Genomic DNA, 25,492 nt, shown 5'->3' with positions numbered 1-25,492 from the left:
GAAGCTGGCATCAATATGGCCGCGCAGGCGATCGGCCTTATCGCAGGCCCCGAGGTCAAGCTGGCCATTCGAAATGGGCTCGTAAAGCACCTGATGGAAGAGGCCTTGGCGGCAGGCATTGATCTTTTTGGCTGACTTATGTCAGGCTGGTCCATCAGGCCCATCTTCATGTCCGCGACGGCATTCTGCTCTTCTGCGGTTTGGGCGCCGTGGGTGATTGGCTGCTGAACGTTGCGGTTCGCAGACGACATGTTTGTGCAAAAATGGGCAAAGTCTTTTTTGCTGATATTGCCGGAATCAACCGTATGCCCGCCGCCAAAGTCGAAGAATTTATGATGGGTCTTATAGCCCGTGATCGAATTGTTCAGGAGGCCAAACAAAAGAGGATCTGAAAGGAGCTGAGAGGCTGCTTCCCGCACTTTCGGATCAAGGCTCTTGTCGTCTTTCATTTTCGCCAGTTTGTCGCGAGTCAGAACACCGCTTCCAAAGAACGTGTCCTGATGGTCCTTGATCATCTCGACCGTATTCAGCTCAGTTTGCGTGAGGCTCATCGACGATGAGGCGACTTGCAGGAAATCCTCTTTGTGCATCTTCCCTTTCGAGCCACCGCACAACTGGTTCCAAGCATCGGGGTGATCGAGGAAATATTGCGCCGCCGCAATGACCTGGGGCGGAAATTTGCCGTTTTTCGATTCGCCGCCGACCATTTTCTTGAACTCATCCAGACTCAGGTCCTTGGACAGATTTTCGGAGTACCGGTAAAACTCCCGCAAGGCATCGCTCAAGGTCATGACCGAAGGCTGCAAACCTCCGCTGCCGTCGGATGGTATGTAGTTCTGCTCGTAGCTTTGCGCTTGGGCTTCCTGAAATGCAGCAACTTGTGGGTGGTGGTTTGAAAATCCGGCCAAGTCCTTGGCGTTGATCTTGCCTCCACAGCGGCCGTCGCCCTGCGAGCCAATCGCATAAAAAAGTCCCGAATCCTGCTGCAGTCCCTTGATCGCCGCTTTCAGATCCGGTGGCGTAGAGGGATCATTGGCTTTCTCGGTCAACGACTTCCAACTAAGCGGGCATTGGTCCTTGTGACGGTTGAGTACCGCAACAATCTGCAACTCAGCCGTGGTCAGCGACCCACCGTTCCACGTGATTCCGGGGCTCGGCCTGGGAGCCGGCTCGATCTTCGGGGTGACGCGGAGCAGATGTTGGGCTTCAGTCGCCTTGGAGCGTTGCGATTGGTCCTCCTTGAGAGCCGCCCTCATATGTGGCGGCAGCAGATCCAGTGGGTGTTGCTCCAAGCCCTTCAATGTCGATTCGACATCCGGTGCCAGATGGCCCAAAGGGTCCTGCCGCAATTTATCCATTGTCGAATCAAGATTCGACGTTGGCAGATCCCCTTGCGCGAAAGAGCCGGGCTTGTTTGCCAGCACACAAGTGGACAGCATCGCTTCGAAGCACGATGCACTTTGCTGATGCTGGGTCGCAAAATGGGAAACTTTCAGGCCCGGCCAACCCCTTGCGGACTGTAGCGAATTTGAGCGGTAGAAAGTTGAAAGATTGCTGGCCGACATTGTGCATCCTCAGACGTGACGTTGAAATCCCCACAAGAGACCCCGACAGAAGATCCCTTGCGTTTCACAAAATTCGACAATTCCAAGCGTCGGCAGGTCACGAATGCGCCTGCCCTGCCTTCAATTGCTGTGTTCCGGGCCGGCTCCAAGGTTCGGTCCAACACAATGGCCGGAGTCACCGCGAGAGCTGCCGGGACTCATCATGAGCGGATTAGCTTTCGAGAAACTGACGAGTTTGCGAAGAGTTCACAAAGGGGTAGCCGCAGTCATGTTCTTCAGAGCTGCGGCAAATCCTCAATGTTCATTTCTTGCCCAGCTCAGGCTTCCCGCCAACGCTATCCTGTTGTGGGATGTCAGAAGAATAAGAAGCATCCGGTCGTCCGTCGCGAACGACCGTAGTGGAGGAGCCGCGAAACAAGATCAGCACTGATTCCTTTGGCGTGGCCGCTATGTGAGTCTGCGCCTGCGCCTCCGCCACCAAGCCGTTAAAGGTCTGCTCCACGAGTGCGACGAAGCGCGGTGGACCGGAAACGAAGACGAGGCCATTGCCTGGCACGGGTTTGACCACATAGCGCTCGTCGGAGATATCAAGCTTGTCGAGAGCCCCCTTGAACGCATCGAAGCGAATCGACGTCATCAAAAGCATTCGAGTTTGCGATTCTTGTGCAGCAGACACATAGAGCACAAGGCCGTCATAGTACCATTGGAGACCGTAAAGGTTCGTCAAGCGGTCGAGGAACGCGCGCGGTGGCAAATCAGGCATACGTCCGCGAATTCGCCCCTTCACCGCAGGACTGATGTTGACCCTGATATTCAGGTTGTTGCCGAATTCCTGCAACGCTGCAGCGAGTTCCTGATCCAGAACCGTGTATCTATAGGGTGTCGCCGGAAGGGACAGCGGGACTGCGTGCGCCGGGTGAATCCCGGTGGACAGAAAAAACCCGGCACAGAGAAGTCTCAAAACATGCAGGGTGACGGGTTGGATAAGCGTTCTCGGCATGTCGCACTGATAAACCAAACGCTGAAATCATCACAAGTGACTAAATTGCCGAAGAGATTTTAGATGTCGAAATGACGCCGCCGTTAGTCAGCTTGTTGTCAGCTTGCCCCCCTAGGAGTGTTGCGCCGACACCGGGTGATGAATGGGCGGGGCCCGCCCGGTCAGAGAGAGCAACCGAGTCCTTACATGATGATGCCTGTCACGTCGATCTCTGCCACTCTAACGGCTGGCCTCCCCAGGGTCGGATCACCGTCGATTGTCGAGCAGGCCCAGTTTGAGCGCGCCTTAGGGCATGCAGCCGACTCGCTGAAAAACAATGCCGCCGCGGAGCCAGCGAGTGCGGCGCCAGTTGCTGCGGCGATGGATGTTCAGCGCGCGGCTGCGCCGACGAGCGGCATGGGCGATCGCGTGTTGCAGACGATTTCCTCCCTATATCCACACAACACTGTTTCCTTCCCCGCGCTCGACCATGACATAGCCCTTTCGAAGGGCGCTCTACCGGGACCGGCGCAGAAGCTTCCCGTCGCAGGTGAGGCGGGAACCGGAATCTCGGGCATTCCTCAACAAGGGCAAGACTTCGAAACGATGATGGCTGGTCTTCGGGATGTTTACAACGGCGTCACCCAGGTGGCGCTTATCTCCAAAGGCGTCAGCGGCGTCACATCATCCGTGAATAAACTTTTGAAGGAAGGCTGAACCGCGCGCATGATTGGCTTGGCCGAGGGCGAAATCATGCGTGGCCTGTCAGGGTGGCGGTCGGTTAGACTTGTCATGCTGCTAGTTCTCGTCGCCCTCAGTGCTTGCAAAACCGACCTCTACACGCAATTGCAAGAGCGTGAGGCAAATGAAATGCTCGCACTTCTTGAAGACAACGGGGTCGCCGCGATCCGGGTGGTCGCCAAGGATGGGACCAGCACGATCCAGGTTGACGAAAAGCTGCTCGCCTTCTCAATCAACCTTCTGAACGCCAAGGGGTTGCCGCGCCAATCCTTCAAGAACCTCGGTGAGATATTCCAAGGATCAGGCCTGATTGCCTCGCCGACCGAGGAGCGTGCCCGTTACGTGTATGCCCTGAGCGAAGAGTTGTCGCGGACGATCAGCGATATCGATGGCGTTTTTTCTGTACGTGTTCACGTCGTGCTGCCGCATAACGACCTTGTGCGAGCCGGCGCCACGCCATCCTCGGCCGCGGTGTTTATCAGGCACGACGCCAAAACAAATGTCGCGGCTCTGCTGCCAAAGATAAAGATGCTGGTAGCCGACAGCATCGAAGGCTTGTCCTACGATAAGGTGGAAGTGGTTTTGGTGCCGGTAGAACGGTCCGCACACGAGCAACGGCCCGATCCGACTGCTGTTTTGCCACAAGCATCAACACCTCTTCCTGCGCCAATTCTGGCGACCGTGACAGGTTTTGCCGCAGCCGTATTCGCAGTGGCCTGTTATCTCTTGGTCAGCGTTGCTACGCGTCGGCGCAAGCAATCAACCGGCGTTTCCAAGGTCGAGGGGCGCCGGGATGCTTCTGCTGTCGAGGCCATTCGCAAAAGAATGCCTGCAATTGGACGTGGGTGACATCTCATTGCCAATGCCTATACAGACCGCCCGACCTGATGGTCCGCACCAATTGCGTTTTCCGGGCGCGAGCGAGCTTGCGGCTTCGGCCCATCCGACCCGTCTAGCGGCGCGTCTTGATCCAGCGTTATCGGCAGAAACGTTAGTGAAGTTGCAGAAGTGTTCCAGACTGCATCCAAGGCTGGCAGAATTGCTGGGCAACTATGACGTGGATCTGAACCACATCGGCTGCAGGCCGGACCTTCTACGCGGGCACGATCCATATCGAGCTGCCCTTCTTGCTGGTAGTATCTGGCATGCCCGTTCGCTGGTCGCGTTTGTCTCTCAGCCTGAGCTTGCCATCCTTGTTAAACGCATCGGCGTGGATGCACACGCATTCGGAATCCGACACCTGCTGCATGCCGTTGAGAACAGACTGATCGCGGACCCAGAAAAACTCGCTCAGCAAATCGAATACGATGGACATGCATGTCTTGGGGCTTGGCTCCAGGACAGTTCAGCGACCGAGCGTAACCGCGTGCTTCTTCGGTTGCCCGAGGGGACTGCCGCGGAGACTCCAGCACCTGAGCATTGGACCGCCGCCGGCCAATTGCTTTCACTTGTACTAGCTCATTTTGAGACAGAGACCCCGGTGAAATGACAGCCGAACTTTCCGAGGGGCCAATAGCGCCGCAGATGCGTCCAATCGGACCACTGATACCCGCGAGCGAGCTCGAAACCTGGCACAGCGCCGCGCAAGCGCTTGCCGCGGCAGAACGGCATCGGCAGCGCGTTCGAAACTGGGCACGCGCCGTTTACCAGCGGGCGTGGGTGCGCGGCCACATGGAGGGCTCGAATGCAGGCACCGAGGAGATGGCAGGGCTGATTGCGGAGACAATCTCCGAAATCGCGCGACGAAAGGCGGCTCTGGAGCAGGAATTGCCGCAGCTCGTGATGGAAATATTGAGCGATCTTATCGGCGCTTTCGATCCGGGCGAGCTACTGGTGAGGGCTGTTCGTCACGCCATAGAGTGTCAATACAGCGGCGCCGAAGTTTGCCTTCATGTTTCTCCCATGCAAGTCGACATGCTTGCACGAGAGTTTGCTCGATGCGACGGCCAGGATGGTCGACCAAGGGTGCGGATCGAGCCCGACCCGACGTTGTCGCCGCAACGGTGCGTGCTGTGGAGCGAGTACGGCAATGTCGACCTGGGACTTGACGCCCAGATGCGCGCGCTGCGCCTTGGTTTCGGGACGCTATGTGAAAAAGGCGAGCTATGAGAAAGCCCGTCCCAGAACATAACGCTGACGCCGACACTCGAGCTCTCGTTCCAGCAATCTCGTCTTTGAGGGCTGCGGCCAAGCGAATTGACACGCGTGCGGTGCGCGGTCGGATCACGCGGGCTATCGGCACACTGGTTCATGCCGTCTTGCCAGATACTCGTATTGGGGAACTTTGCCTCCTAGAGGACCCGCGAACCGGGCTGTCGCTCGAGGCCGAGGTGATCGGCCTGTCGGGTGATGGTGTATTGCTGACACCGATCGGGGACTTGGTGGGCCTATCCAGCCGCGCAGAGGTCGTGGCCACTGGCCGAATGCGTGAGGTGCCCGTCGGCGGCGATTTGCTCGGTCGCGTGATCGACAGTCGTTGCCGCCCATTGGACGGCAAAGGCGAAATCAAGACCGTCGAAACTCGGCCCCTGCATGGCAGAGCCCCCAATCCGATGACGAGGCGCATGATTGAGCGGCCATTCCCGCTTGGGGTCCGTGTCCTCGATGGTCTGCTGACGTGCGGCGAGGGCCAGCGGATCGGGATTTATGGCGAGCCAGGTGGTGGCAAGTCGACGCTGTTGTCACAGATCGTAAAGGGTGCCGCCGCTGACGTCGTCATAGTGGCGCTCATAGGCGAACGTGGACGGGAAGTTCGTGAATTCATCGAAAGGAATCTTGGTGAAGAGGGCCTTCTCCGTACGGTCGTCGTGGTTGAAACCTCCGACCGCTCGGCGGTGGAGCGTGCGCAATGCGCTCCAATGGCGACTGCGCTCGCGGAATATTTTCGCGATCAGGGCCTACGCGTTGCTCTCATGCTGGATTCGCTGACGCGCTTCTGCCGCGCTATGCGCGAAATAGGCCTTGCTGCGGGTGAGCCGCCGACGCGACGGGGCTTTCCTCCTTCCGTTTTTGGCATGCTGCCAGGCCTGCTCGAGCGCGCCGGCATGGGTGAGCGGGGCTCAATCACGGCCTTCTATACGGTGCTTGTAGAGGGTGATGGCACGGGTGATCCAATCGCCGAGGAATCGCGTGGTATTCTCGATGGCCATGTCATCCTCTCACGCGCTATTGCGGCGCGATCGCATTTCCCCGCTATTGATGTGCTGCAGAGTCGCAGCCGCGTCATGGATGCAGTCGTTTCGGGGACACATCGCAAGGCAGCATCCATTTTCCGCGAGCTCCTATCGCGCTATGCCGAGACCGAGTTCTTGATCAATGTTGGCGAATACAAGCCAGGTGGAGATCCCCTGACTGACCGGGCCGTCGCGTCAATCGACGAACTGAGGGAGTTTCTGCGCCAGAGCGAAGATGACGCGTCAGATTTCGAGGAGACGGTCGCATGGATGTCGCGTCTGACCGCGTGAACTGGGTTCAGTCTTCGAGGTTACGGCTTCTGAAGGAAATGCAAGAGCGTCGTGCCCTTGGCGAGCTGTCCAAGAAGGAAGCCCAGCGCGATGTGGCCGCCTCAGCCGTACAAAATGCCGCTAGGGAGCTTGCAATGATACAGCAACATTGTTCAAGAACAGAAGCAGCGCTCTATCAGCATCTGATGTCACTCGACAACTTGTCTAGCGCAGCGCTCGACCGTCACCGCCTTCACACTGAACAGCTTGCCGCTGAGATCACTTCCAGACGGCAGATGCTTGATGATGCCCAAATCGCTCAAGAGGAGGCTGAGATGGCGGCGTCCAGGACGAGGGAGCTATGGGTCATATGTTCGGCGGCAAGGGACAAATGGCAACAAATCGAGGACGACGTGCGGCGCGCCGTCGAGACTCATTCGGAGGCCGCAGCCGAGATCGAGGCCGACGACGAGATACTGCTGAAATATGCGAGGGGGTCGCTTGCCTAAATGCCGCGCAACCGGATCCGACAGTCGCAAGAGGTCGTCCGAATGACACGACCGTGCAGTCTTTGATAGCCGCTGCGGTCACACCCGCCATGTTCGAACCAGTTCTGAAACTGTCCCGCACGGTTGTCTCGTGGCTCAATGATACAGCAGCGCCCCGCACGCCGTTTCAAAGCCGGATCAACGAGGTGCCGCTATCGGTGCGAACGGCAGGGCTTGTCTGGCAGCAGGAACCTGCTGCCATTCCGATGCTTGACTGCGTCTGGAGAGTGGGAGCCGAAACGGTCATCTTGTCGCTGTCGCGCCCGCTCGTAGAGGAGTTCATCACGACAGTGCAGAACGGCTTGGCCTTCCCTTCCGAGCCAACTGCTTCGCTTATTCTCGAACTCGCTCTTGAGCCGCTTGTCACTCGACTGGAGGAGACGACGCGTCTGAACGTGCAACTCGTGCGCGTATGCGAAGCCACGATGCTGGCTCCTCATCTTGAACTCGACATCATTTTCGGCGCGGTCAAGGGCAAGGGCCGTCTATTCCTGTTCACGCCTCTTGACGGCTTAGTACCGCCTGCGTTTCGCGCGCTAGGCGAACTGCTTGCCCAGTTGCCGCGGCAGCTGGGCGGGCTGCCTCCAGAGCTCCCGCTCATTGTTGCAGGAGAGGTCGGCACGCTTCGCCTTCCTGCGGCGCTTCTTCGAAGCGCATGTGTCGGTGATGCATTGTTGCCCGATATTGCGCCGTTCGGCCGCGGCCAGATCACCCTAGCTGTCGGCCAGTTGTGCGCCGGGGCGGATCTTGACGGCGATGAATTAATCTTGCGGGGGCCTTTCCGCCCGCGACCGTGTCCTTTGGAGAATGCGCATATGACACAACCCGGATCGCAACTGGAGCTTACTAAGGATCTCGACGATGTCGAGATCGTGCTTGTCTTTGAATGCGGCCGCTGGCCTATTTCTCTTGGGGAATTAAGAAGTGCCGGCGAAGGGCATATTTTTGAACTTGGATGGCCGATCGACGGCCCGGTCGACATAGTGGCCAATGGTCAGCGTATCGGGCGTGGCGACATTGTCCGCATCGGAGAAGAGCTGGGCATCAGGCTCCGTGGCGGGTTTGCATGCAATGAGTGAAGCTCAGCCGACAATCCTGGCGCTTCTTGCGGTTACCGCCGGACTCGGTCTGCTGGTTTTAGCAGTTGCCACGACAACGGCCTTTGTAAAGGTATCAATTGTTCTTTTCCTCGTCCGCAATGCGCTCGGGACCCAGACCATACCACCCAATGTGGTGCTGTACGCCGCGGCGATGATCCTCACTATGTTCGTTAGTGCGCCCGTTGCTGAGCAGACCTATGACCGCATGTCGGATCCCAAGCTCCACTATCAGACATTCGACGACTGGGTAAGCGCCGCTAAAGCCGGAAGTGAGCCCTTGCGCGAGCATCTCAAGAAATTCACAAATGAAGAGCAGCGGCGATTTTTCCTATCTTCGACAGAAAAGGTCTGGCCAGAGGAAATGCACGCTGCAGCCACGCCTGATGACTTTGCAATACTTGTACCGTCTTTCTTGCTATCAGAATTGAAGCGCGGATTTGAGATAGGATTTCTACTTTATCTGCCTTTTATTGTTATAGATCTGATAGTGACAACTATCTTGATGGCAATGGGTATGTCGATGGTCTCACCAACTGTTATATCTGTCCCGTTCAAGATCTTTTTGTTTGTTGCCATTGATGGTTGGTCAAAATTGATGCATGGGCTTGTGCTGAGTTATACGTTACCGGGAGGCTGATCATCACTGAATCCAGCATCATTACTCTTATGAGCCAATCACTGGTGGTTTTCATGATCTGGATTCTACCGCCGCTCATTGCATCAGTGGTTGTCGGCCTCGTCATCGGCATCCTCCAGGCGGCGACGCAGATCCAGGATGAAAGCTTGCCGCTCACCGTGAAGCTTCTGGTCGTTGTCGCGGTGATTGGGCTGTTTGCTCCTGTGCTAAGCGCCCCGCTCATAGAGCTAGCCGATCAGATCTTCACCGAGTTTCCCGCAATGACACTTAGCTACTAGTCCGCCCCATGGACGCGCCATCGGCCGATATTCAAATTCTGATCCAGACGGCTCTCGAACTCGTCGTTGCGGCAGGTCTTGGGGCAGCCCGCGCGATGGGCATCATGCTGATCTTTCCCGTATTCACACGCTCGCAGATCAGTGGGCTGATCCGGGGCTGTTTGGCTGTTGGCTTCGCACTACCATGCCTGGCACACGTCAGCGGCGGATTGCCGGCGCTGGATTCTGATACACGCCTGATCCAGCTAACCCTGCTCGGATTCAAGGAAGTTTTTGTCGGTGTACTCCTTGGCACTTTTCTTGGCATTCCGCTTTGGGGCCTTCAGGCTGCCGGGGAGCTTATCGACAACCAACGCGGCATCAGCAGCCCGACCGCTTCGGCCGATCCCGCGACGAACAGTCAGGCTTCCGCGATGGGCGTTTTTCTGGGGATCACTGCGATTGCCATATTCGTCGGATCAGGAGGCCTGGAAACTTTGATCAGTGTCCTGTACCGCAGCTACTTGATCTGGCCGGTGTATCAGTTTCACCCGACACTGAGCGGGCCAGGAGCAATGGAGTTGTTGGGGCTTCTCGACCGCATAATGCGCACGGCATTATTGGTATCGGGGCCTGTCGTGTTCTTCCTGATACTGATTGATATATCGATGATGCTGCTGCGTCGCTTTGCCCCGCAATTTAAGGCGAGCCAACTGTCTCCGGCAATCAAGAACATTGTCTTTCCAGTTCTCATGGTCACCTACGCTGCCTATCTGGTGGAGAGCATGAAACTGGAGGTCACACAAGCCAACGGCGCGCTGGAGTGGTTCGACAAATTGCTGCCATGAGCGACACAAGTGAAGAGAAGACACACGCCGCCAGCCCGAAGAAGTTAAGTGAAGCGCGCAAAAAAGGACAGCTGCCACGTAGCTCCGATTTCGTCCGCGCGGTCGGGACTTGCGCTGGGCTCGGCTACCTTTGGCTAAGAGGCAGCCTGATCGAGGACAAATGCCGGGAAGCGCTCCTATTAGCCACCAAGTTGCAGAGCCTACCTTTCGATACCGCGGTGCCGCAGGCATTGGTTGTGCTCGTCCAACTCACCGTCGCGGCTGTTGGCCCGCTGCTTGGAACCCTCGTCGCCGCGGTGATTTTGGCCAGCCTGCTAGCCAATGGTGGATTTGTCTTCTCTCTGGAGCCGATGAAGCTCAGCTTTAAGAAAATTGACCCCTTTGAAGGGCTGAAGCGCTTGGGGTCTGCTCGTTCCATGGTCGAAGTCTGCAAGACCATGTTCAAGGTATTGGTTCTCAGCGCAACCTTTTCCATTGTCCTTCTCGGGATGTGGAAGACAATGGTCCCTCTGCCGATCTGCGGCATGGGCTGTGTTGGCCTCATCTTTATGGAGACAAAATTGCTGATGGGAATTGGCGCCGGCGCACTGCTGGTCGGCGGACTGATCGATCTCCTGCTCCAGCGCGCGTTGTATCTGCGCGAAATGCGCATGACCAATACCGAAGTGACGCGCGAGTCGAAGGATCAGCAAGGAGCGCCAGAGTTGAAAGGTGAACAGCGTCGCATCCGCGAGGAGGCGGCCGACGAGCCTGCGCTTGGCGTGCATCGCGCCACGCTGGTCTTAACAGGAAGGGCGGTCCTGATCGGTCTGCGTTACGTTCGCGGTGAAACCGGGGTGCCGTTCTTAGTTTGCCGTGCCGAAGGTGAGCGCGTTTCACATGTGTTGAGTGAGGCGCGGGCACTACGCCTGACGATCGTCCATGACCATGTCTTAGCGCGTCAGCTGATAAGCACTACAAAACTCGGCCACGCGGTTCCTATGCAATATTTCCAGCCTGTCGCGAAAGCATTCTTTGCCGCAGGCTTGGCCTAGTCATTGGAAGTCCACGACTGCCCAGTTCAAAACTGACCTGGTTCCATGCTAGTGGCAAATGTCGGCTGGCCATCCGTGCCCCAGTGTCTCTGTCAGGCCAACCGCGCAACCGCGGGCCTGGGGCAATCACTCCCCTCGGATCTGCCACCCAGCAACTACGGCAAGTCCTCCGGGCATGACCTTTCAGCCTCTGCTGGCCGGTGCGTGGCGCAGTCCGAGGTTTTGAGGCCGGCAGTGCGGATTTGATTGGTGCAGCCGTTGGAATGCCCTCGTCAGCTAGTCGTCAACTAAGCGCCCTATGTTGAACAGCCGTGCTAACTTGAGCTCGGTTGCGAAACATAGGAGTACGAATCGTCATGTATGGTCGAATTGGCTCATCCGATAGTTACCGCGCGCATAATGCCGGCGAGCAATCGGATGCAGGAAGCGAAGGGTTCGCGGACACATTTGCCCGAATGCACTTATCCGGATCGGAAGGTAGCGGCGCCTCATCATCGGCGGCTCCCCAAGCATACTCCCTCAATTCCCGACCTCCTGTGGTGGAGATCAACAGGACTTCCTTCAGGAGACAGGTGAGGCAATTTCATGGTGATGAAATCACGCACATCGCCGACAATCCTCAAGAGTATTCGGAGTTCGTATCGTCACGAGCCAGGCGCACCGCGGACGTTGCTCAGCAATATGGCATCCGTCGAGATACGGAGCACGCGCGATATTTCAGTTACCAATTGGGAGACCGGAGTGCCGGACTGCTGAGAATGGAAGGCGGATTCAGCATGAACGAGTTCGAATCGGAAAGTTGGCGGGAACAATTTCCTGGTCGAACTGAGGTCACTTCCATAGTGGATCTTCAAGTCGCCCATCCGCTCGTCGAAAATGCGGGCGATATTCTGCTGGAGCATCAACTTCGGATAGACGGCGACCGACCGTTGCTGAATTGGCGTGCGGCTAATCCGGAAGCACAAGCGCGCGCGCAGACGATGGGGTTTGTTGAAGTGGATCATGGCGACCTGGTGCTTGACCCTACGCAGCATCCCGACAAATGGACGAAGAACAGTGCCGGTGAGTGGCAGCGTGCAGGCAAACCTCCACTCTATCTCCACAAAACCGAGGACAGCGACAGCAGCGATAGCGGGTCTGACGACGATTTCATGTGATTTGTCGACCCGCCGCCGAGCCTTGCAACTGGTGACGGTTGCAAGGCTGTTGGCAGTGAATGCTAATTGTCCGGCGACAGCCCCGCCTTAGCGCCAGCGCCGCCGAGCGATCCAGCCCATCTCCCAGACAATAAACTGCGGATGCGCATCGTGGGTGCTTGCGAGCGGATTGTATTCGGGCCGGAACTCCGCCTCTTGGATACGAGCTCTCCCGAATCCAATTTTCTCCACCACACCGTTGGGTCGTTGCGATGCGCCGATCCCGATCGGATCGGCTATGCCTGCTCCGCGCTCGCAGGAAGACCTTCCGCCTCGATCTTGGCGGCGCGATCTCGGCGATAAGTTGGATGGGAGGCAAGATACGCCGCCACGTCAACAGCAGGTAACGCGACATCGCAAATCGGCCCTGACGGTAGCCGATCGACTCCAATCGCCGGACCGCAACTCGCGCAGCGGCATTCGCGGTTTGGCCAGGAGAAATGCTCGCTGACTCACAGCGTGGCCGGCCGCATTCTGCCCTAGACCCCAAAGTACGTGCCCTGTCATGCAGCCTGCGCCGACGGGAGCTCGGCACGCGAATGGCGTGGTTGGCGGCCAAGCCCCGAGGTCAACAAGGACTTACAGAAAGCGGGGGTGAGTTTGCCGCGATGAATTATGACCTTCTCGCGACCGGACCTAGCATCGGCTTCCTCTCGCTCTCGATTGTAGCCGCGCTGTTCGTTGGATTTAACGTGGCAAGCGGTGAATTCGGAATCAGCCAGCCCTTCCAAGTTTCTGGCCATGACGGGGCGACTCGTGTGGATGTGCACCCACATCGGGCTCGGCATCGCACCATTGACCAGCATCTTGGGCTGCAGCTTCATCTCAAACAGCTTTCCTGGCTCGCCACGCAGCGCGACCGGTGCCTCCGGCGGCATCAATTCGTCGGCATTGCACAAATGTTCCAGGTATTTTTGCGCCGGAAATGCGTAGGTCTTCATGCAATCAGTCGTAATGCCGGCTTTTCCTTCATTCAATGCGTTGGCCTGTCCCAGCACCATGTTCAGCAACCCTTTGAGCTGGTCTGTGCGTTCGTGCACTTTGGGTAGCTGGGTGGAGGTGAGTAGCAGGCGTACATTACGCCCCTGCAACCCGGCGAGACAGGTTTGCATCTCAATGGCCTGGGCTCGCAGGTACTGGGCCACATCGTCCACGACCTTACCGGCCTCCTCAGGCTTCATCTGGCGCACTTGGGAGACGACGCTTTGCTGACCGGCCAGATCGAACTGCAAAAGTTCGTCCAATCGTTTGAGCCGCTCCGTCAATACCTCCATTGACAACGCGGCGCCCCCGATTGTCGAGCCTGCCCCCGACGAACTCGCAGCCACCTCTTGCGCTCTCACCTGTGTACTCGCAACTTGATCCGAGCGCGCGAGAACCTTGGCTGCTGGCACTGTGCCGGCGTTCGCAGCGACTGGTGTTGATGGCTGCCCGGCGGCAGAAGTCCCGGCGCGAGCTGCCGACTTATGCTTTGACTTCCCTTTCCTTCGCGCTGTAGTGCCTTCTGACACTGCAGCCGTACCAGCAGTGTCAGCCGGTATCGCAGCGCCTGCCCTGGCCGGCATCGCAGCGCCCGCCTGGGCCTGTGGCGCCATGATGGCTGACGGCGGAGACTGCAGGTTCAACAAGTGCATGGCATCGTGCGCAGTGATCCATGCATCGTCCACGATCCGTTCGAACAGTTTCAATGGGAGGCCGGCATCTGGGTAGGTATGGCTTAGCTTGGTATGCACCTCGTGCAACGCCAATCCAAAATCCGAAAGCCGCTCCATGATTTTTTCTACAACCGCGCAATCATGAGCGTTGAGTGCTTTGCCATCATCCATTATGCCCTTCGCCAAAGAGAGGGCGCGAAGAGCTTCTTGAACGGCGCTTGCCATCAGCTGCACCACTCCATTTCGACCGACGAGGAGTTCCTTCAAATCTGGCTCGAACCTGCTCGCCCGCAGTTCAATCTTGGCCCGCGCAAGACCGATCCGCTCACGGACCAGCCAGATCCTGACACTCAGTACCGAGCCGGCACGCAGCCGCAGTGCGCACCGCTCGGCTTCCCGCATCACGGGCGTTCCACTGGATAGGCTAGCGGTGGCAGCGCAGGCGGATCGCTGCCGTTCGGAGCGCCATGCCTTTTTTTCCCACCACTTAATTGCCGCCGTATGGTGGTTCTCCACATTTAAAATCAACAGCTCCTGCCGGTCCGCCTGGGAGTAGGAGTAGAGTTTATCGACCATACCTGCCGCTTTCTTGGTCTTTTTGTCCAATTTCGTGATCGTCGACAGGCCAAGTTTGTCTACTTCATTCGCGGCGTCGCACACGATCTGGCAACATCTACGCACCTTGTCGTCTGGCATAATTGTCTGCGCCTCAGCCGCAGGCAGGCTAGCGCGGTACTCCAGAATTGCTGAGGCTGCATCGACGACCCGACTGATCAGCTCCACCGCCTCCTCGGGGACGTCGGTTTTCCTGGCCGCAGCCTCGCAATCAGTCAGTTGTTGAACAAGACTGTTCATTCTGAGCTGTGTCGGACTGATATCTTCATTTGACGATGAGCTGGTGCCTTCCACCTGCGCGGTTGATAGTTGGCTACCGACCGGCGCCATGGCTTCGCCCTCAGACATGGAGGGAGAACCGCGCCGCCTTGCGGCTGCGCCACGTGGCGCTACGGTTCCGCGTGGTGGCGCAGCGGCTCCACGTGGCGGTGCGTTCAGGATTTGATCTTCGCCAATCGAGGCGCCTGGCAGACTTTCGCGGGCATCGCCTGGACCGCGCGCAACTGGAAGGGAGGAGGGCCTCCTATCGGCGTCCCCAGAGCGCATCTGCTCCACAACGGAATCGAATGACTGTCCACCTTCTCCCGCAGCAAGACTTGATTGCGAAAGGGAACTGCTCGCCCGCCCCGCGCGGCTGGCTCCAGTTTCAGCCTGCGATTTCCGTGGTCGGCCAATGCCCTTCATATTGCGTCTCCGTAGTAGGCGAGAATGTGCTGCTATTGTGCTGGCGGCTGACGAGACCAGCGGCATCTTTCGGTTAACGTCACGGTCAGCCAGACCCGCGACGGCGTAATGTTCCCGCCAAAGTGCTTCTCAGTAGCAGGCCAAGATTGGCCCGAGCTCACAGGACTTTCGCAACGTTGCCATCGATGTCCTGAGATTATCAGCGCTTCAGTCCGCCGATTTCCAGGAACAGCGAATGAAATCAGACCAACTCGGCTAGCTCCCCTTCCTAGACACGTGCCTGACGATTTTATTGAGGCGTCACTCCTCTCGTTCGCCACCGACAAAGTCACACATTTGCTTCAGAGAAGCGTGTGCGTTGCGTATCGCGCGGGAAACCATTTCGATCTATAGTTACAAAAAGTGTCGAGACGGGACCTTTGGATCCGAAGGTCAGGCACGGCCGGCCTAGATAGACCGCTTGGCTGACGATTAGCTGACGATGGGAGTTCTCACGAACAGGGCAAGAAAATCCGACCGCTTCAAGCTTTCGATATGGTGAGAAGAGGATCCGCACCGGCCTCCCAAAGCCGGCAGACCATCCCATGTTCGTACTCGCCGACCTTCTCGAAGCCAATGAGCTCACCGCGCCGGGCCGTGATGTGCAGGCGAGAGAATGGTGATGCAAAGACCGAGTTCCTGCTCGTTGCGTGCGCCCGTGGAGCCAGCAAGAATACGGTCATTGCGGTCATGCAGCACGTGGACCGTGTCTCCTGTTCGACACCACAGCATCGAGGATGCAAACGAGCTGCTGCGGCTGCCATTCGGTCGCGGCATGCGTGGACGGCGGGATTGGCCGAACAGCCGAGATCGTGGTCGACTGTTCGATGCGAGAGCAACATCCTGCAGAGCATACGTTTTTGCGCTGGCCGGTTTTTGTCAAAAGCCGTCAGGTTCTCGAAAGCTCCCGCCCTTAGCTTGATCGAGGTTAACCTTTAACACGTCGCCGCCAATGGCAAATGCCGGAGTACCTGATGATAGCAGCAATTGGGAGTGGAGTTGGCAACCTCGGGACTTCCTTGATCCGAAAGGGCCATGGGGATTCGAAATCCGAGCATTCTGGTGATGGCAAGCCGGCTGGTGGCAATGATGGCAAGCCAGCTGGTGGGAATGATGGCAAGCCAGCTGGCGGGAACGATCGGGCGGATAACCGGACCGTTTCAAATGATCAACTTCAAGACAACTCACAGTCTGCAGCACAAAGTGAAGCCTTCCAAAGTATCCTGCGATCGTTCGCGTTCCAATTCGCGAACGATGCGATGGCTGAGGCCGATGAAGCTTTGGATGACACAGAAGATGCCTGACGCGGGAAAATCCGGCGTGAGGTCATACAGGCCGTTATTGACGGCACAACTCCAACAGAAAAAGGAATGATCATGGCTGCAGTTGATAATAATAAGAAATCAGGCAATACCAATACCAGTAGCGCCGGCAATACCGATAAAACTAACAGTGGCACTCCCGGCAATACAAGCGGAGCTGATGCTACTGCTTTTCAGGCGCAAGTGCAAGAACTAACCAATGTTAGCTTGGAGGCGACGAAAAGGAGTGTCCAGTTGCGCACTCTAACGACCAATCTCCAGACCATCAAGAAGGCCGCCGACGAACGCGTTTCGTAATGTCGGAAGCGGCTTTTAGACTGCCCCTAGCGCGTCTCCTTATTGACGCGACGTAGTCCCGAAATGAGCCGCATGGCAATTGCCGTGCGGCTTCTATCCTGTTTGAGAGATGCTCTGTGGATGACGCCGTTTCCCTCCGTTTCGAAGTGCTTTCGGGGCTCTATTGCGGACTGACCGGCAAGACGGATCTTCAAACGTGTTTAATCGGCAGCGGCTTCGATGCCGATTTGGTCTTTGTCGAGCAAGGACTGGCACCGCATCATCTTCGTGTAACTCTTCTTGGCAAGTCGATCGAACTCGAGGCGCTTGCACCCGGACTCAGTATCGAGGGCAACCGGAATATCGCCGCAGGCCAGTCCGTTGTTGTGCCCCTTCCTGCCGTCCTGCTCGTAGGCGAGATGTCCATTGCTTGGTCCGTGCAGGATGCAGAGCCGCCTGGTTCGACCGGCATACCGCGCCTACCGATCGGTGTGCTCGCCATGGTCATAATCAGCTCACTCGGGATCGGCGCGCTTTCGGGCATGTTCTCCTATCTTGGCAATGCAAGTGGATCGAGCCCCAATTCACTTCGGGCTGAAGTCGCGTCCAGAACGATCAGTCACCGCGCTGACAATGAACTTACGGGGGCAGCGGCCAAAGAGCTGCAGGAGGAAGTCGATCGAGCGGGTCTTCTCGACGTCAAGATTGGCTCCGCAAAGGGTGTTGTGACCGCCGAGGGCACCGTCACGTCTGAATCGGTCATCAGCTGGCAGAAGCTTCAGCAATCGTTCGATCGTCGCACCAAGGGTACTCTAACACTGGTGAACGGAGTGCTCATCAAAGAGGAGAAGGCGCCATCCGCAATCGCGGTCGAAGCTGTGTGGCATGGGGCCCAACCGTATCTTGTCATCGACAGCGAGAAGTATTTTGTCGGGGCCATTTTAGCTGATGGATGGGTAGTCGATCGTATTGAGGACAGCCGTGTGCTGCTGAGCAGGAATGGCCGCATTGCTGCTCTCCCATATTGAAAGCTCGCAGGCCCCATCAAGCAGCACTCTATGGCCAGCCAAACATCCTGTGGCGCTCGGTGCTGACAAGCTGGCTGCGTTGGAAACATTTGCTGCCCAGCCATTTCGCGCCTGTTTGTGGCTCTCATGCAGGGTCACGCGCTGGCCAAGGCCGAGGCGCCTTCGGAGTTCGAAAGCTACGTTTCAGGGCGTAACAGCAGAGTAAGTCTCAACCGATTGCAAAGGTGTCTCGATGGCCAACGTCCTGCGTGACTTCATCAAGCGTGCGCCGGCCAGCCCGGATTTAATGGTTGCGTTGATGCTGCTTCTGGCTGTCGCGATGATGGTCATGCCTATCCCGGTCGTGGTGGTCGACGCACTGATAGGATTCAATATGGGGTTGGCCATACTGCTGATGATGGTTGCCCTGTATGTCAGTACTCCACTTGATTTTTCCTCTTTGCCCGGCGTTATTTTGATTTCCACTGTATTCCGTCTCGCGCTGACGGTCGCAACGACGCGACTGATCCTGGCCGAGGGGGAGGCCGGCAGCATTATTCATACCTTTGGCGATTTCGTCATCTCAGGCAATATCGTGGTGGGTTTCGTCATATTTCTGGTCGTCACCATGGTGCAATTCATGGTCCTCGCGAAGGGTGCCGAACGGGTGGCAGAAGTGGCGGCGCGTTTCACGCTGGATGCTCTGCCGGGCAAGCAAATGGCGGTCGACGCAGAGCTACGCAACGGCCACATCGATGCCAACGAATCCCGCCGGCGGCGCGCCGAATTGGAGAAGGAAAGCCAACTATATGGCGCGATGGACGGCGCGATGAAATTTGTGAAGGGCGATTCCATCGCCGGGCTGGTGGTTATCTGCATCAACATGCTGGGTGGAATTTCGATCGGTCTGCTCTCCAAGGGCATGTCCTTCGGCGAGGTGCTGCATCACTATACTCTGCTGACGATAGGCGATGCATTGATATCGCAGATTCCGGCCCTTCTGCTCTCCATTACTGCGGCGACCATCGTCACCCGTGTGACTGGGACGGCGAGGATCAACCTCGGTACCGAAATGGTCAGTCAGCTCACGGCCAGTACTCGAGCCTTGCGGCTGGCGGCCGGCGTCCTGGTCGTGATGGGGTTCGTTCCTGGGTTTCCCCTCCCCGTCTTTCTGATGCTGGCCGCAGTGTTCGCTGCGGTAAGCATTGTCAAGGCTGATGTGCTGGGCGCCGGCACTGCCGATGCGAAAGATGGAACTGCAGCGGAGCCTAAGCAAGCCGCGCCTGCGAAGGAATTCCCGATCGCATTTTTTTTAGCGCCAAATCTTATGCAGGCGATCGATCAAGCCGAATTGCAAAAACATATTGGGCGCGTTTCGCTCCTGGTCACAGCCGATCTGGGCATTATCGTTCCCCGCATCCCTGTCTTGGTTGACGAGCAGCTGCCTACATCGCAATTCCGGATAGATGTCGAGGGCGTGCCAGTCGAACAGGACGCGATAGATCCAAGCCAGATGACGCTCCGAGCCGATGTAGCGCACGTCGACTCGAGCGGTATCCCCCTTAGGCGTGAGCCGAAAACGGACAGACTCCCGGTCGAACATACCCCTGCACAGGCCCTTACGGGCGCCGGCACGGAGCATTGGGCTCCCGGCGAACTCCTCGCCTTGCGCGTCCATGCAACGTTGACCCGCTACGCACCGCGATTGGTGGGCATCCAAGAGACCCGACATTTCCTGGGCCGAATGGAGCAGGAATATTCTGATCTTGTGAAAGAGGTGCTGCGCACGACGCCGATTCCTCGGATTGCCGATGTTCTGCGCCGCCTCCTGGAGGAAGGTATCCCAATCCGCCACACCCGTCTCGTGTTGGAGGCATTGGCCGAATGGAGCGAGCGTGAGCAAAACGTTGCCCTGCTGACGGAATATGTCCGTTCTGGTTTGAAGCGACAGATCTGCCACCGCTATGCCAACACCGAGGGCATCGTGTCCGCCCTGGTCGTCGAACGCGAGAGCGAGGATGTGATGCGTGGCGCGGTTCGAGATTCGGATGCAGGCCCCTATCTCGCACTGGAGGATCGGCAAAGCGAAGCGATGCTATCACAGATACGTCAGGTCCTTTCGAACACAGAACCGGGTCAAACCCGCCCTATTCTGTTGACGTCAATGGATGTCCGACGTTTCGTCCGCGGCTTTCTGACGCGAAACGGGATCGATCTCGCCGTGCTGTCTTATCAAGACCTCGCCTCCGACTTTACAATTCGCCCGGCAGGATCCGTCAAACTCCCGCACGGATCGAACAGCGGATTGTTAGAGTAGTTCCACCTTTCCTAACTGAACGCGACCCGCCTCCCTGATAACCGAGAGATAATATGAAATTTGTTAGAAATACAGTTTCTCCATCGCCTATGTTTCTGCGCCGGAGCTCACTTCTTTTTGCCGTACTCGCCATTCTGCCTTTGGGCGGTTGCGCCAGCTGGCAAAAGCCCGCTCTTTCCGTGCAGGAGACATCTTCCCCAGAGTTGCTCAGCGCCGATCAAATCGATCCGGCTATGCGCGAACGCATTTTGCGCGAAGTTGGTCAGGATGTTCAAGAGCGGGCTTTGCGGGATGAGGTGAAGCAGCACCCGGACAATGTTGATGCGGCGATACGGCTTACAAAAGCCTTGGTGGCCCAGAAGCGCCCGCACGAAGCGGTTGAGGTGCTCGACAGCGTCTTGGTTGCAGCCCCAGCAAACGTACGTGCATTGAATGCGAAGGGCGTGATCTTGGACATTGAGGGGCGGCATGACGCGGCACAGGCCCTGTATCGGCGAGCTCTCGAAACCGAGCCAGGGAATCAGATGGTGCAGCATAACTTCAATCTGTCGCTTGCCTTAACGGCAAGTCCGAACAGCCAAGGTTAGCACGATCGCAATAGGTGGGCACAGCGCATGTGCAGCCTATTCCCCGGCTCGAGACGCGCTCGGCTCCCATCATAGATGGCCTCTGAAGAGAGCCATATCTGCGCAAAGCTGTTGCTCCAGATCTGGCCGGCAGAGGTCGGCAGGAGAGCCGGATGACATCTCTCGGCCACCCGCAAGGCCATCCGCCTCGCTTCGTTGCCAGAGCGCCTTCGTGGTTGCCACGCGAGATACGCTCAGGATGGATTTGATTAATTCACGCGCGAATGCCTGCCTCTAACTTGGGGCAGGCGCGACCGCTCCCATAATGCAATACGCTGCCTCTAGGCCGATGGACGATGACGGGATACTTCCCCGAGACTTCAATGGTGGGGAGCAGCGCACCCGTCGATCCATTTGCTTTCAGCGTCAACCGCCACTATGTAGCGACACTTCGCCCGACTGTGTTTCAAGCTGCCCGGAGAAGTTTATGACAGAAGAAGCCCACAACACCGACATCCTCATCGAGCTCACTGCCGAGGTTGTATCAGCCTACGTCTCCAACAACCCCGTCCCGGCGGGGGAGCTTCCTGCCCTGATCGCCCAAGTGCACGGGGCTCTAAAAGGCACGGCCGGACTAATACCGGCAGAAGAGCCTGTGCCTGTGAAAAAACCTGCTGTCCCGATCAAAAAGTCGATCGAACCGGACTACATCATTAGCCTTGAAGACGGCAAGAAATTCAAATCGCTAAAGCGCCATCTGTCGACGCACTATGGTCTGACCCCGGACGAATATCGCGCCAAATGGGGTCTGCCGTCGGATTATCCGATGGTGGCGCCGAATTACGCCGCTACGCGCTCCGCCTTGGCCAAGACCATCGGACTCGGCCGCAAACCGAAAGAGCCGGAAGCCCCGGTGCCGGCGCCGGCGAAACGGACCCGCAAAAAGGTCGCAGCCTAAATCCGTATCAACAGTCGTTCGGGACGCGCGGCAGCCGTAGGCCCAATCTGCGCGGAATCAAAAGGCGGGGACGAGCCCCGCCTTTCCCGTCCAAGAGCCTCATTCCAGAGGAATTCGCGACGGCTCCAGCAATCGCTGCCGCGGCATTACCTGGTTGCATGCTCCGGCCGGGTTTCGAGCCGGTCAATGCGTTCGGAGTATGCCGCATCCTTGCCGCACGCGTTAGCCAGCCTTGCTGAGGCTGCCTGCAGAGGACTTGCCGGTGCGGCGATCCTGTTCGACCTCGTAGTTTATCTTCTGGCCCTCATTAAGGGTCGACAGGCCCGCTCGTTCAACAGCGGAAATGTGGACAAAGACATCCTGACCGCCGTTGTCGGGCTGAATAAAACCAAAACCCTTGGTGCTGTTGAACCACTTCACCGTTCCAGTCGCCATATATCCATTCCTTTGTAACAAGTCGCAACTTAGGCAGGCCATTCACGCCAGCCTGATTTGTACACGAGACTTTAGGCGCAGCAAAATCGGAAAATTGCAAGGCCCACTCGACCGCCTGATCTCCAGCAGCACCTGCCACACATGCGAGGCGCGTGCCAGACGAGGCGTATGCCAGACGTTTCGTCGTGCGCTGTCGCTCAAACGTCGACAGAAACAATGACCCAACCCTGCAAACTCGGCACATCTTGTGGACGTGCTTGGGTCGCTGCTCGACCGCAATACCCGCTCCTGACCGATATCGTCGGCCAAAATGACGATGTTTTTGTCATCAGACCGAAAGATCAGGCGCGCAGCGACACTGCACACTCAAACCGAGACCCGCGAACCTCGATTAGCTTCGGCCTGCTACGAAGCGCGGTTGCCTGCTTCTGAGGCGGGCCATTGTCGGTTTGAATCAACTGTCGGGTTCGGAACCCCAGACTGTCGGCAAGTTGACAATGCGCGTTCAGACGGCACAAACCACCCGATCGCTTGTGAGCGAGATGGTTTGGCAGATTGAGCAAGGGCGGGACTCAGCTATGCCGCCCAGGCTGCTGACAAGGCCAAAGCAGCGTAGGTGCGGAGTGAAATCCAAGGTCCACATGGGTCGTCGCGCGTCCCGTGCGCCTGGGAAGGCGCCGGCCCGGCCAAGCTTTTCCCAGATCGTCCGGATGACGCAAGCTTCGCTGAGCGTCAATGAACGTTCGGGCGATGACCAGGCGTCGTGCGTTGCAATCTGGACGGTCCAGGATATCCCAGCCCGCTTGGCTGGCCACACTTGAAGCTCCAGCATACCGGCTGGCACAGGCCAATTGGACTCTGCGCTGCCCTCAATGCGCTGGTGGCACGGTCAATGCTTGTCTATCGATCCGGCCGCCCATGCGTGATGCTGTCGGTCGACGTTCGCAAACCAGACCCTCGGCGAACCCAGCGAAGGGGCTCGCCGGTACGACGAGGGACCTTACCTCTTTATGCGCGGCATCATTGTCGAGGATGACATGTTGCCTTACACGTCGTCCCCTCGCGCTCGGGGCTTTGAGGGGCGGATGAAGTCCTGATGGCGGTGGCACTGCTGCATGTTTGCGTAAGACCCATCAGTCACGATCGCGTTGTCCTTCGATGTCGCGGTGCTGATAGGCGGGCAGATCGGTGTGCGCGGCGCCCGCCAAAGGATCGTCGTCACGCCGGAGGAGGCGAGCGCCGTAGCCGGCGCGCCGGCGAAAGGCGCTTTCTGTCGGATGCCCGACAATGTCGGATATCGCAAGTATCAAGGTTGGATCAAACCTTGCAAATCGGGGCTTTCTTACTTGGCACGGCGCATGCTCAGGTATCCGCAAACACCCAATGGATAACGAGCAGACTTCCCATGGCCCCACCAAAATACTGCCGAACGTTCCCCGGACGCATCCAAAGATGAGGCCCGCGTCAGGCCCGGCAACACGCTGACGGCTCATCTGGCTCGGCGTCGCGTGCCGATCCACTTTCTCCCAATAGGCGTCGGGAGACATAGAGCCTTCAAAATGAGGAACAAATCACTTTGCCAGGAACCCAGCCCATAATCCCACTCTCCCTATCAGAACTACCAAGCAAGCCCCGCACTCACGGGCTTCGCAGGACGTCCGTTGCGACCGAGTTGGGCGGCGCGAGGACGGCTCCGGTCCCCGTCGCATGGGAGGACGGCAAGGCGACGGATTTCGTGCTCGACAACGGCATGGAGGTGGTCGTCATTCCCAACCACCGGGCGCCGATCGTCAGCCACATGGTGTGGTACAAGATCGGCAGCGCCGACGAGCCGCCGGGCAAATCCGGCATTGCCCATTTTTTTCGAGCATCTGATGTTCAAGGCGACGACCAACCATGCGGCCGGCGAATTCGACCGCGCAGTGTTCGAGATCGGCGGCTCGCAAAATGCCTTCACCTCCTCCGACTACACCGCCTTCTATCAGACAGTGGCGCCGTCGGCGCTCGAGCTGATGATGAGCTTCGAGGCCGACCGAATGCGAAACCTCATCCTCACCGACGATGTCGTCAAGACCGAGCGCGACGTGGTCATCGAGGAGCGCCGCTCAAGCACCGACACCAACCCGCAGGACGTGCTCCATGAGGAGATCGACGCGACGCTGTGGCAGAACCAGCCCTATCGCATCCCGATCATCGGCTGGATGCAGGAGATCGAGCAGCTGAACCGCGTCGACGCCACCGCCTTCTATGAAAAATACTACTGGCCCAACAACTCCGTGCTGATCGTGGCCGGCGATGTCGAGCCGGAGACGGTGAAGGTGCTGGCCGAGAAGACCTATGGCAAGGTGGCGCGCGGGCCCGACCTGCCGCCGCGCATCCGGCCGGTTGAGCCCGAGCAGAACACCAGGCGCACCGTCACGCTCTCCGACGCCCGCGTCAGCGTGCCCAGTTTTTCGACGCAGTGGGTGGTGCCGTCTTACCATACCGCCAAGCCGGGCGAGGCCGAAGCGCTCGACCTGCTGTCCGAAATCCTCGGCGGCGGTAACCGCAGCCGGCTCTACCAGGCGCTCGCTGTCCAGCAAGGTATCGCTTCCAGCGCCTGCGCCTATTTCCAGGGCACCATGCTCGACGACACCAGGTTCGCCATCTATGGCGCGCCGCGCGGCGATGCCAAGCTGGCCGATCTCGAAGCGGCGGCCGCTGCCGAAGTCGCTCGCATTGCCAAGGATGGTGTCAGCAGCGAGGAACTGGGCAAGGCCAAGGAGCGCTTTGTGCGCGATATGATCTTTGCCGAAGACGACCAGGACGACCTCGCCTGCATATACGGCTCGACGCTGGCCACCGGCGGCACCGTGAAAGATGTCGAGGAACGGCCGTCTCGCATCCGCAGGGTTACCGCCGCGCAAATCAAAGCAGTTGCCGCCCGCTATCTCGCGTTCGACCGTTCGACCACGGGCTATCTCTTGCCCAAGACGGAGAATGAAGAGATGACGCTCGGCGCTCAGCCCCATGCTGCGATGAACATCCAGGAGGTGAAGTCCGAAAAGGGCATGATCGCCTGGCTGGTGGAGGACCACACAGTGGAAATCGTCAACATCGGCTTTGCCTTCAACGGCGGCATCACGCAGGACCCGGTCGGGAAGGAGGGGATGGCCAATCTGATGGCCGGCCTGTTCATCGAAGGCGCCGGTAATTACGACAGCGATGCCTTCCAGATGAAGCTCGACGATGCCGGCGCCGAGATGGGTTTGGAGGCGCAAAGACACTACA

Annotated in this window: 22 protein-coding genes and 2 pseudogenes; 20 read left to right on the top strand and 4 right to left on the bottom strand. The window is 58.0% G+C overall.

All coding sequences use genetic code 11. The annotated features are described in order from the left end of the window. Positions 1–15 precede the first annotated feature (15 nt). A complete protein-coding gene (locus EOA86_RS39825) occupies positions 16–135 on the top strand; it encodes a hypothetical protein (RefSeq protein WP_245497065.1) in 120 nt (39 codons plus the stop codon). Here EOA86_RS39825 and EOA86_RS00245 read toward each other — a convergent pair. Beyond that, a pseudogene (locus EOA86_RS00245) lies at positions 120–1,565 on the bottom strand (HrpF/NolX family T3SS translocon protein); the annotation flags it as partial. The gene EOA86_RS39825 and the pseudogene EOA86_RS00245 overlap by 16 nt on opposite strands. 301 nt (positions 1,566–1,866) lie before the next feature. After that, positions 1,867–2,565: a secretin N-terminal domain-containing protein gene (locus EOA86_RS00240; RefSeq protein WP_091595837.1), complete on the bottom strand. Its 699-nt coding sequence runs from the start codon at positions 2,563–2,565 to the stop codon at positions 1,867–1,869. A gap of 186 nt (positions 2,566–2,751) precedes the next feature. Here EOA86_RS00240 and EOA86_RS00235 point away from each other — a divergent pair, with 186 nt between their 5' ends. The 12 genes from EOA86_RS00235 to EOA86_RS00180 all read left to right on the top strand — a co-directional run bounded on the left by EOA86_RS00235 (position 2,752) and on the right by EOA86_RS00180 (position 12,309). Next, positions 2,752–3,261: a nodulation protein NolB gene (locus tag EOA86_RS00235; protein ID WP_029354864.1), complete on the top strand. Its 510-nt coding sequence runs from the start codon at positions 2,752–2,754 to the stop codon at positions 3,259–3,261. 9 nt (positions 3,262–3,270) lie between these two features. After that, positions 3,271–4,134, top strand: coding sequence for a type III secretion inner membrane ring lipoprotein SctJ (gene sctJ, locus EOA86_RS00230; RefSeq protein WP_091595839.1), 864 nt, complete (start codon positions 3,271–3,273; stop codon positions 4,132–4,134). After that, a complete protein-coding gene (locus tag EOA86_RS00225; protein ID WP_268931536.1) occupies positions 4,079–4,774 on the top strand; it encodes a nodulation protein NolU in 696 nt (231 codons plus the stop codon). The genes sctJ and EOA86_RS00225 overlap by 56 nt, the downstream gene beginning before the upstream one ends. After that, the gene (gene sctL / locus EOA86_RS00220) at positions 4,771–5,394 is read left to right on the top strand and encodes a type III secretion system stator protein SctL (RefSeq protein ID WP_091595841.1); all 624 of its coding nucleotides are present in this window, start codon (positions 4,771–4,773) and stop codon (positions 5,392–5,394) included. Before EOA86_RS00225 ends, sctL begins: the two co-directional genes overlap by 4 nt. Next, complete coding sequence (gene sctN / locus EOA86_RS00215; RefSeq protein ID WP_024505372.1) at positions 5,391–6,749, top strand: type III secretion system ATPase SctN; 1,359 nt, start codon at positions 5,391–5,393, stop codon at positions 6,747–6,749. The genes sctL and sctN overlap by 4 nt, the downstream gene beginning before the upstream one ends. Continuing rightward, the gene (locus EOA86_RS00210; RefSeq protein WP_091595843.1) at positions 6,725–7,237 is read left to right on the top strand and encodes a hypothetical protein; all 513 of its coding nucleotides are present in this window, start codon (positions 6,725–6,727) and stop codon (positions 7,235–7,237) included. Before sctN ends, EOA86_RS00210 begins: the two co-directional genes overlap by 25 nt. Before the next feature lie 89 nt (positions 7,238–7,326). Continuing rightward, entirely contained in the window at positions 7,327–8,355 is a 1,029-nt protein-coding gene (gene sctQ, locus EOA86_RS00205; RefSeq protein ID WP_187331393.1) for a type III secretion system cytoplasmic ring protein SctQ, read from the top strand. Then, entirely contained in the window at positions 8,348–9,013 is a 666-nt protein-coding gene (gene sctR / locus EOA86_RS00200) for a type III secretion system export apparatus subunit SctR (protein WP_029354851.1), read from the top strand. The genes sctQ and sctR overlap by 8 nt, the downstream gene beginning before the upstream one ends. Before the next feature lie 29 nt (positions 9,014–9,042). After that, entirely contained in the window at positions 9,043–9,291 is a 249-nt protein-coding gene (locus EOA86_RS00195) for an EscS/YscS/HrcS family type III secretion system export apparatus protein (RefSeq protein ID WP_081714428.1), read from the top strand. A gap of 8 nt (positions 9,292–9,299) precedes the next feature. After that, entirely contained in the window at positions 9,300–10,118 is an 819-nt protein-coding gene (sctT, locus tag EOA86_RS00190) for a type III secretion system export apparatus subunit SctT (RefSeq protein WP_091595845.1), read from the top strand. Then, the gene (locus EOA86_RS00185; RefSeq protein WP_127334819.1) at positions 10,115–11,152 is read left to right on the top strand and encodes an EscU/YscU/HrcU family type III secretion system export apparatus switch protein; all 1,038 of its coding nucleotides are present in this window, start codon (positions 10,115–10,117) and stop codon (positions 11,150–11,152) included. The genes sctT and EOA86_RS00185 overlap by 4 nt, the downstream gene beginning before the upstream one ends. A gap of 356 nt (positions 11,153–11,508) precedes the next feature. Beyond that, positions 11,509–12,309: an Effector protein NopP gene (locus EOA86_RS00180; RefSeq protein ID WP_091595847.1), complete on the top strand. Its 801-nt coding sequence runs from the start codon at positions 11,509–11,511 to the stop codon at positions 12,307–12,309. Between the two features lie 542 nt (positions 12,310–12,851). Here EOA86_RS00180 and EOA86_RS00175 read toward each other — a convergent pair. Then, positions 12,852–14,948, bottom strand: a complete 2,097-nt coding sequence (locus EOA86_RS00175) for a hypothetical protein (protein ID WP_240992514.1) — start codon at positions 14,946–14,948, stop codon at positions 12,852–12,854. Between the two features lie 1,367 nt (positions 14,949–16,315). Here EOA86_RS00175 and EOA86_RS38345 point away from each other — a divergent pair. The 6 genes from EOA86_RS38345 (at position 16,316) to EOA86_RS00145 (ending at position 21,787) form a co-directional block, all read left to right on the top strand. Continuing rightward, positions 16,316–16,645, top strand: coding sequence for a hypothetical protein (locus EOA86_RS38345; protein WP_091595908.1), 330 nt, complete (start codon positions 16,316–16,318; stop codon positions 16,643–16,645). Between the two features lie 72 nt (positions 16,646–16,717). After that, a complete protein-coding gene (locus tag EOA86_RS39820; protein ID WP_224570034.1) occupies positions 16,718–16,960 on the top strand; it encodes a nodulation protein NopA in 243 nt (80 codons plus the stop codon). Between the two features lie 116 nt (positions 16,961–17,076). Continuing rightward, positions 17,077–17,967 (top strand): EscD/YscD/HrpQ family type III secretion system periplasmic domain-containing protein, encoded by an 891-nt coding sequence (locus EOA86_RS00160; protein WP_029354836.1) that lies wholly within the window; start codon positions 17,077–17,079, stop codon positions 17,965–17,967. A 232-nt stretch (positions 17,968–18,199) separates the two neighbouring features. Then, positions 18,200–20,263 (top strand): type III secretion system export apparatus subunit SctV, encoded by a 2,064-nt coding sequence (gene sctV / locus EOA86_RS00155; RefSeq protein WP_029354834.1) that lies wholly within the window; start codon positions 18,200–18,202, stop codon positions 20,261–20,263. Between the two features lie 53 nt (positions 20,264–20,316). Then, the gene (locus EOA86_RS00150) at positions 20,317–20,850 is read left to right on the top strand and encodes a tetratricopeptide repeat protein (RefSeq protein ID WP_101918715.1); all 534 of its coding nucleotides are present in this window, start codon (positions 20,317–20,319) and stop codon (positions 20,848–20,850) included. Positions 20,851–21,316: 466 nt separating this feature from the next. Further along, entirely contained in the window at positions 21,317–21,787 is a 471-nt protein-coding gene (locus tag EOA86_RS00145) for a MucR family transcriptional regulator (protein ID WP_091595855.1), read from the top strand. Positions 21,788–22,009: 222 nt separating this feature from the next. Here EOA86_RS00145 and EOA86_RS00140 read toward each other — a convergent pair whose 3' ends face one another. Beyond that, positions 22,010–22,222: a cold-shock protein gene (locus EOA86_RS00140; protein ID WP_008874821.1), complete on the bottom strand. Its 213-nt coding sequence runs from the start codon at positions 22,220–22,222 to the stop codon at positions 22,010–22,012. A gap of 1,672 nt (positions 22,223–23,894) precedes the next feature. Between EOA86_RS00140 and EOA86_RS00135 the strand changes: the two are divergent. Further along, positions 23,895–25,200 (top strand): annotated as a pseudogene (locus EOA86_RS00135) (pitrilysin family protein); the annotation flags it as partial. Between the last annotated feature and the right edge of the window lie 292 nt (positions 25,201–25,492).

The sequence above is a fragment of the Mesorhizobium sp. M5C.F.Ca.IN.020.32.2.1 genome, from assembly GCF_004023105.1.
Classification (GTDB): domain Bacteria; phylum Pseudomonadota; class Alphaproteobacteria; order Rhizobiales; family Rhizobiaceae; genus Mesorhizobium; species Mesorhizobium wenxiniae.
Note: the sequence above shows the minus strand (reverse complement) of the source record. Positions and strands in the feature narration are given on the sequence as shown.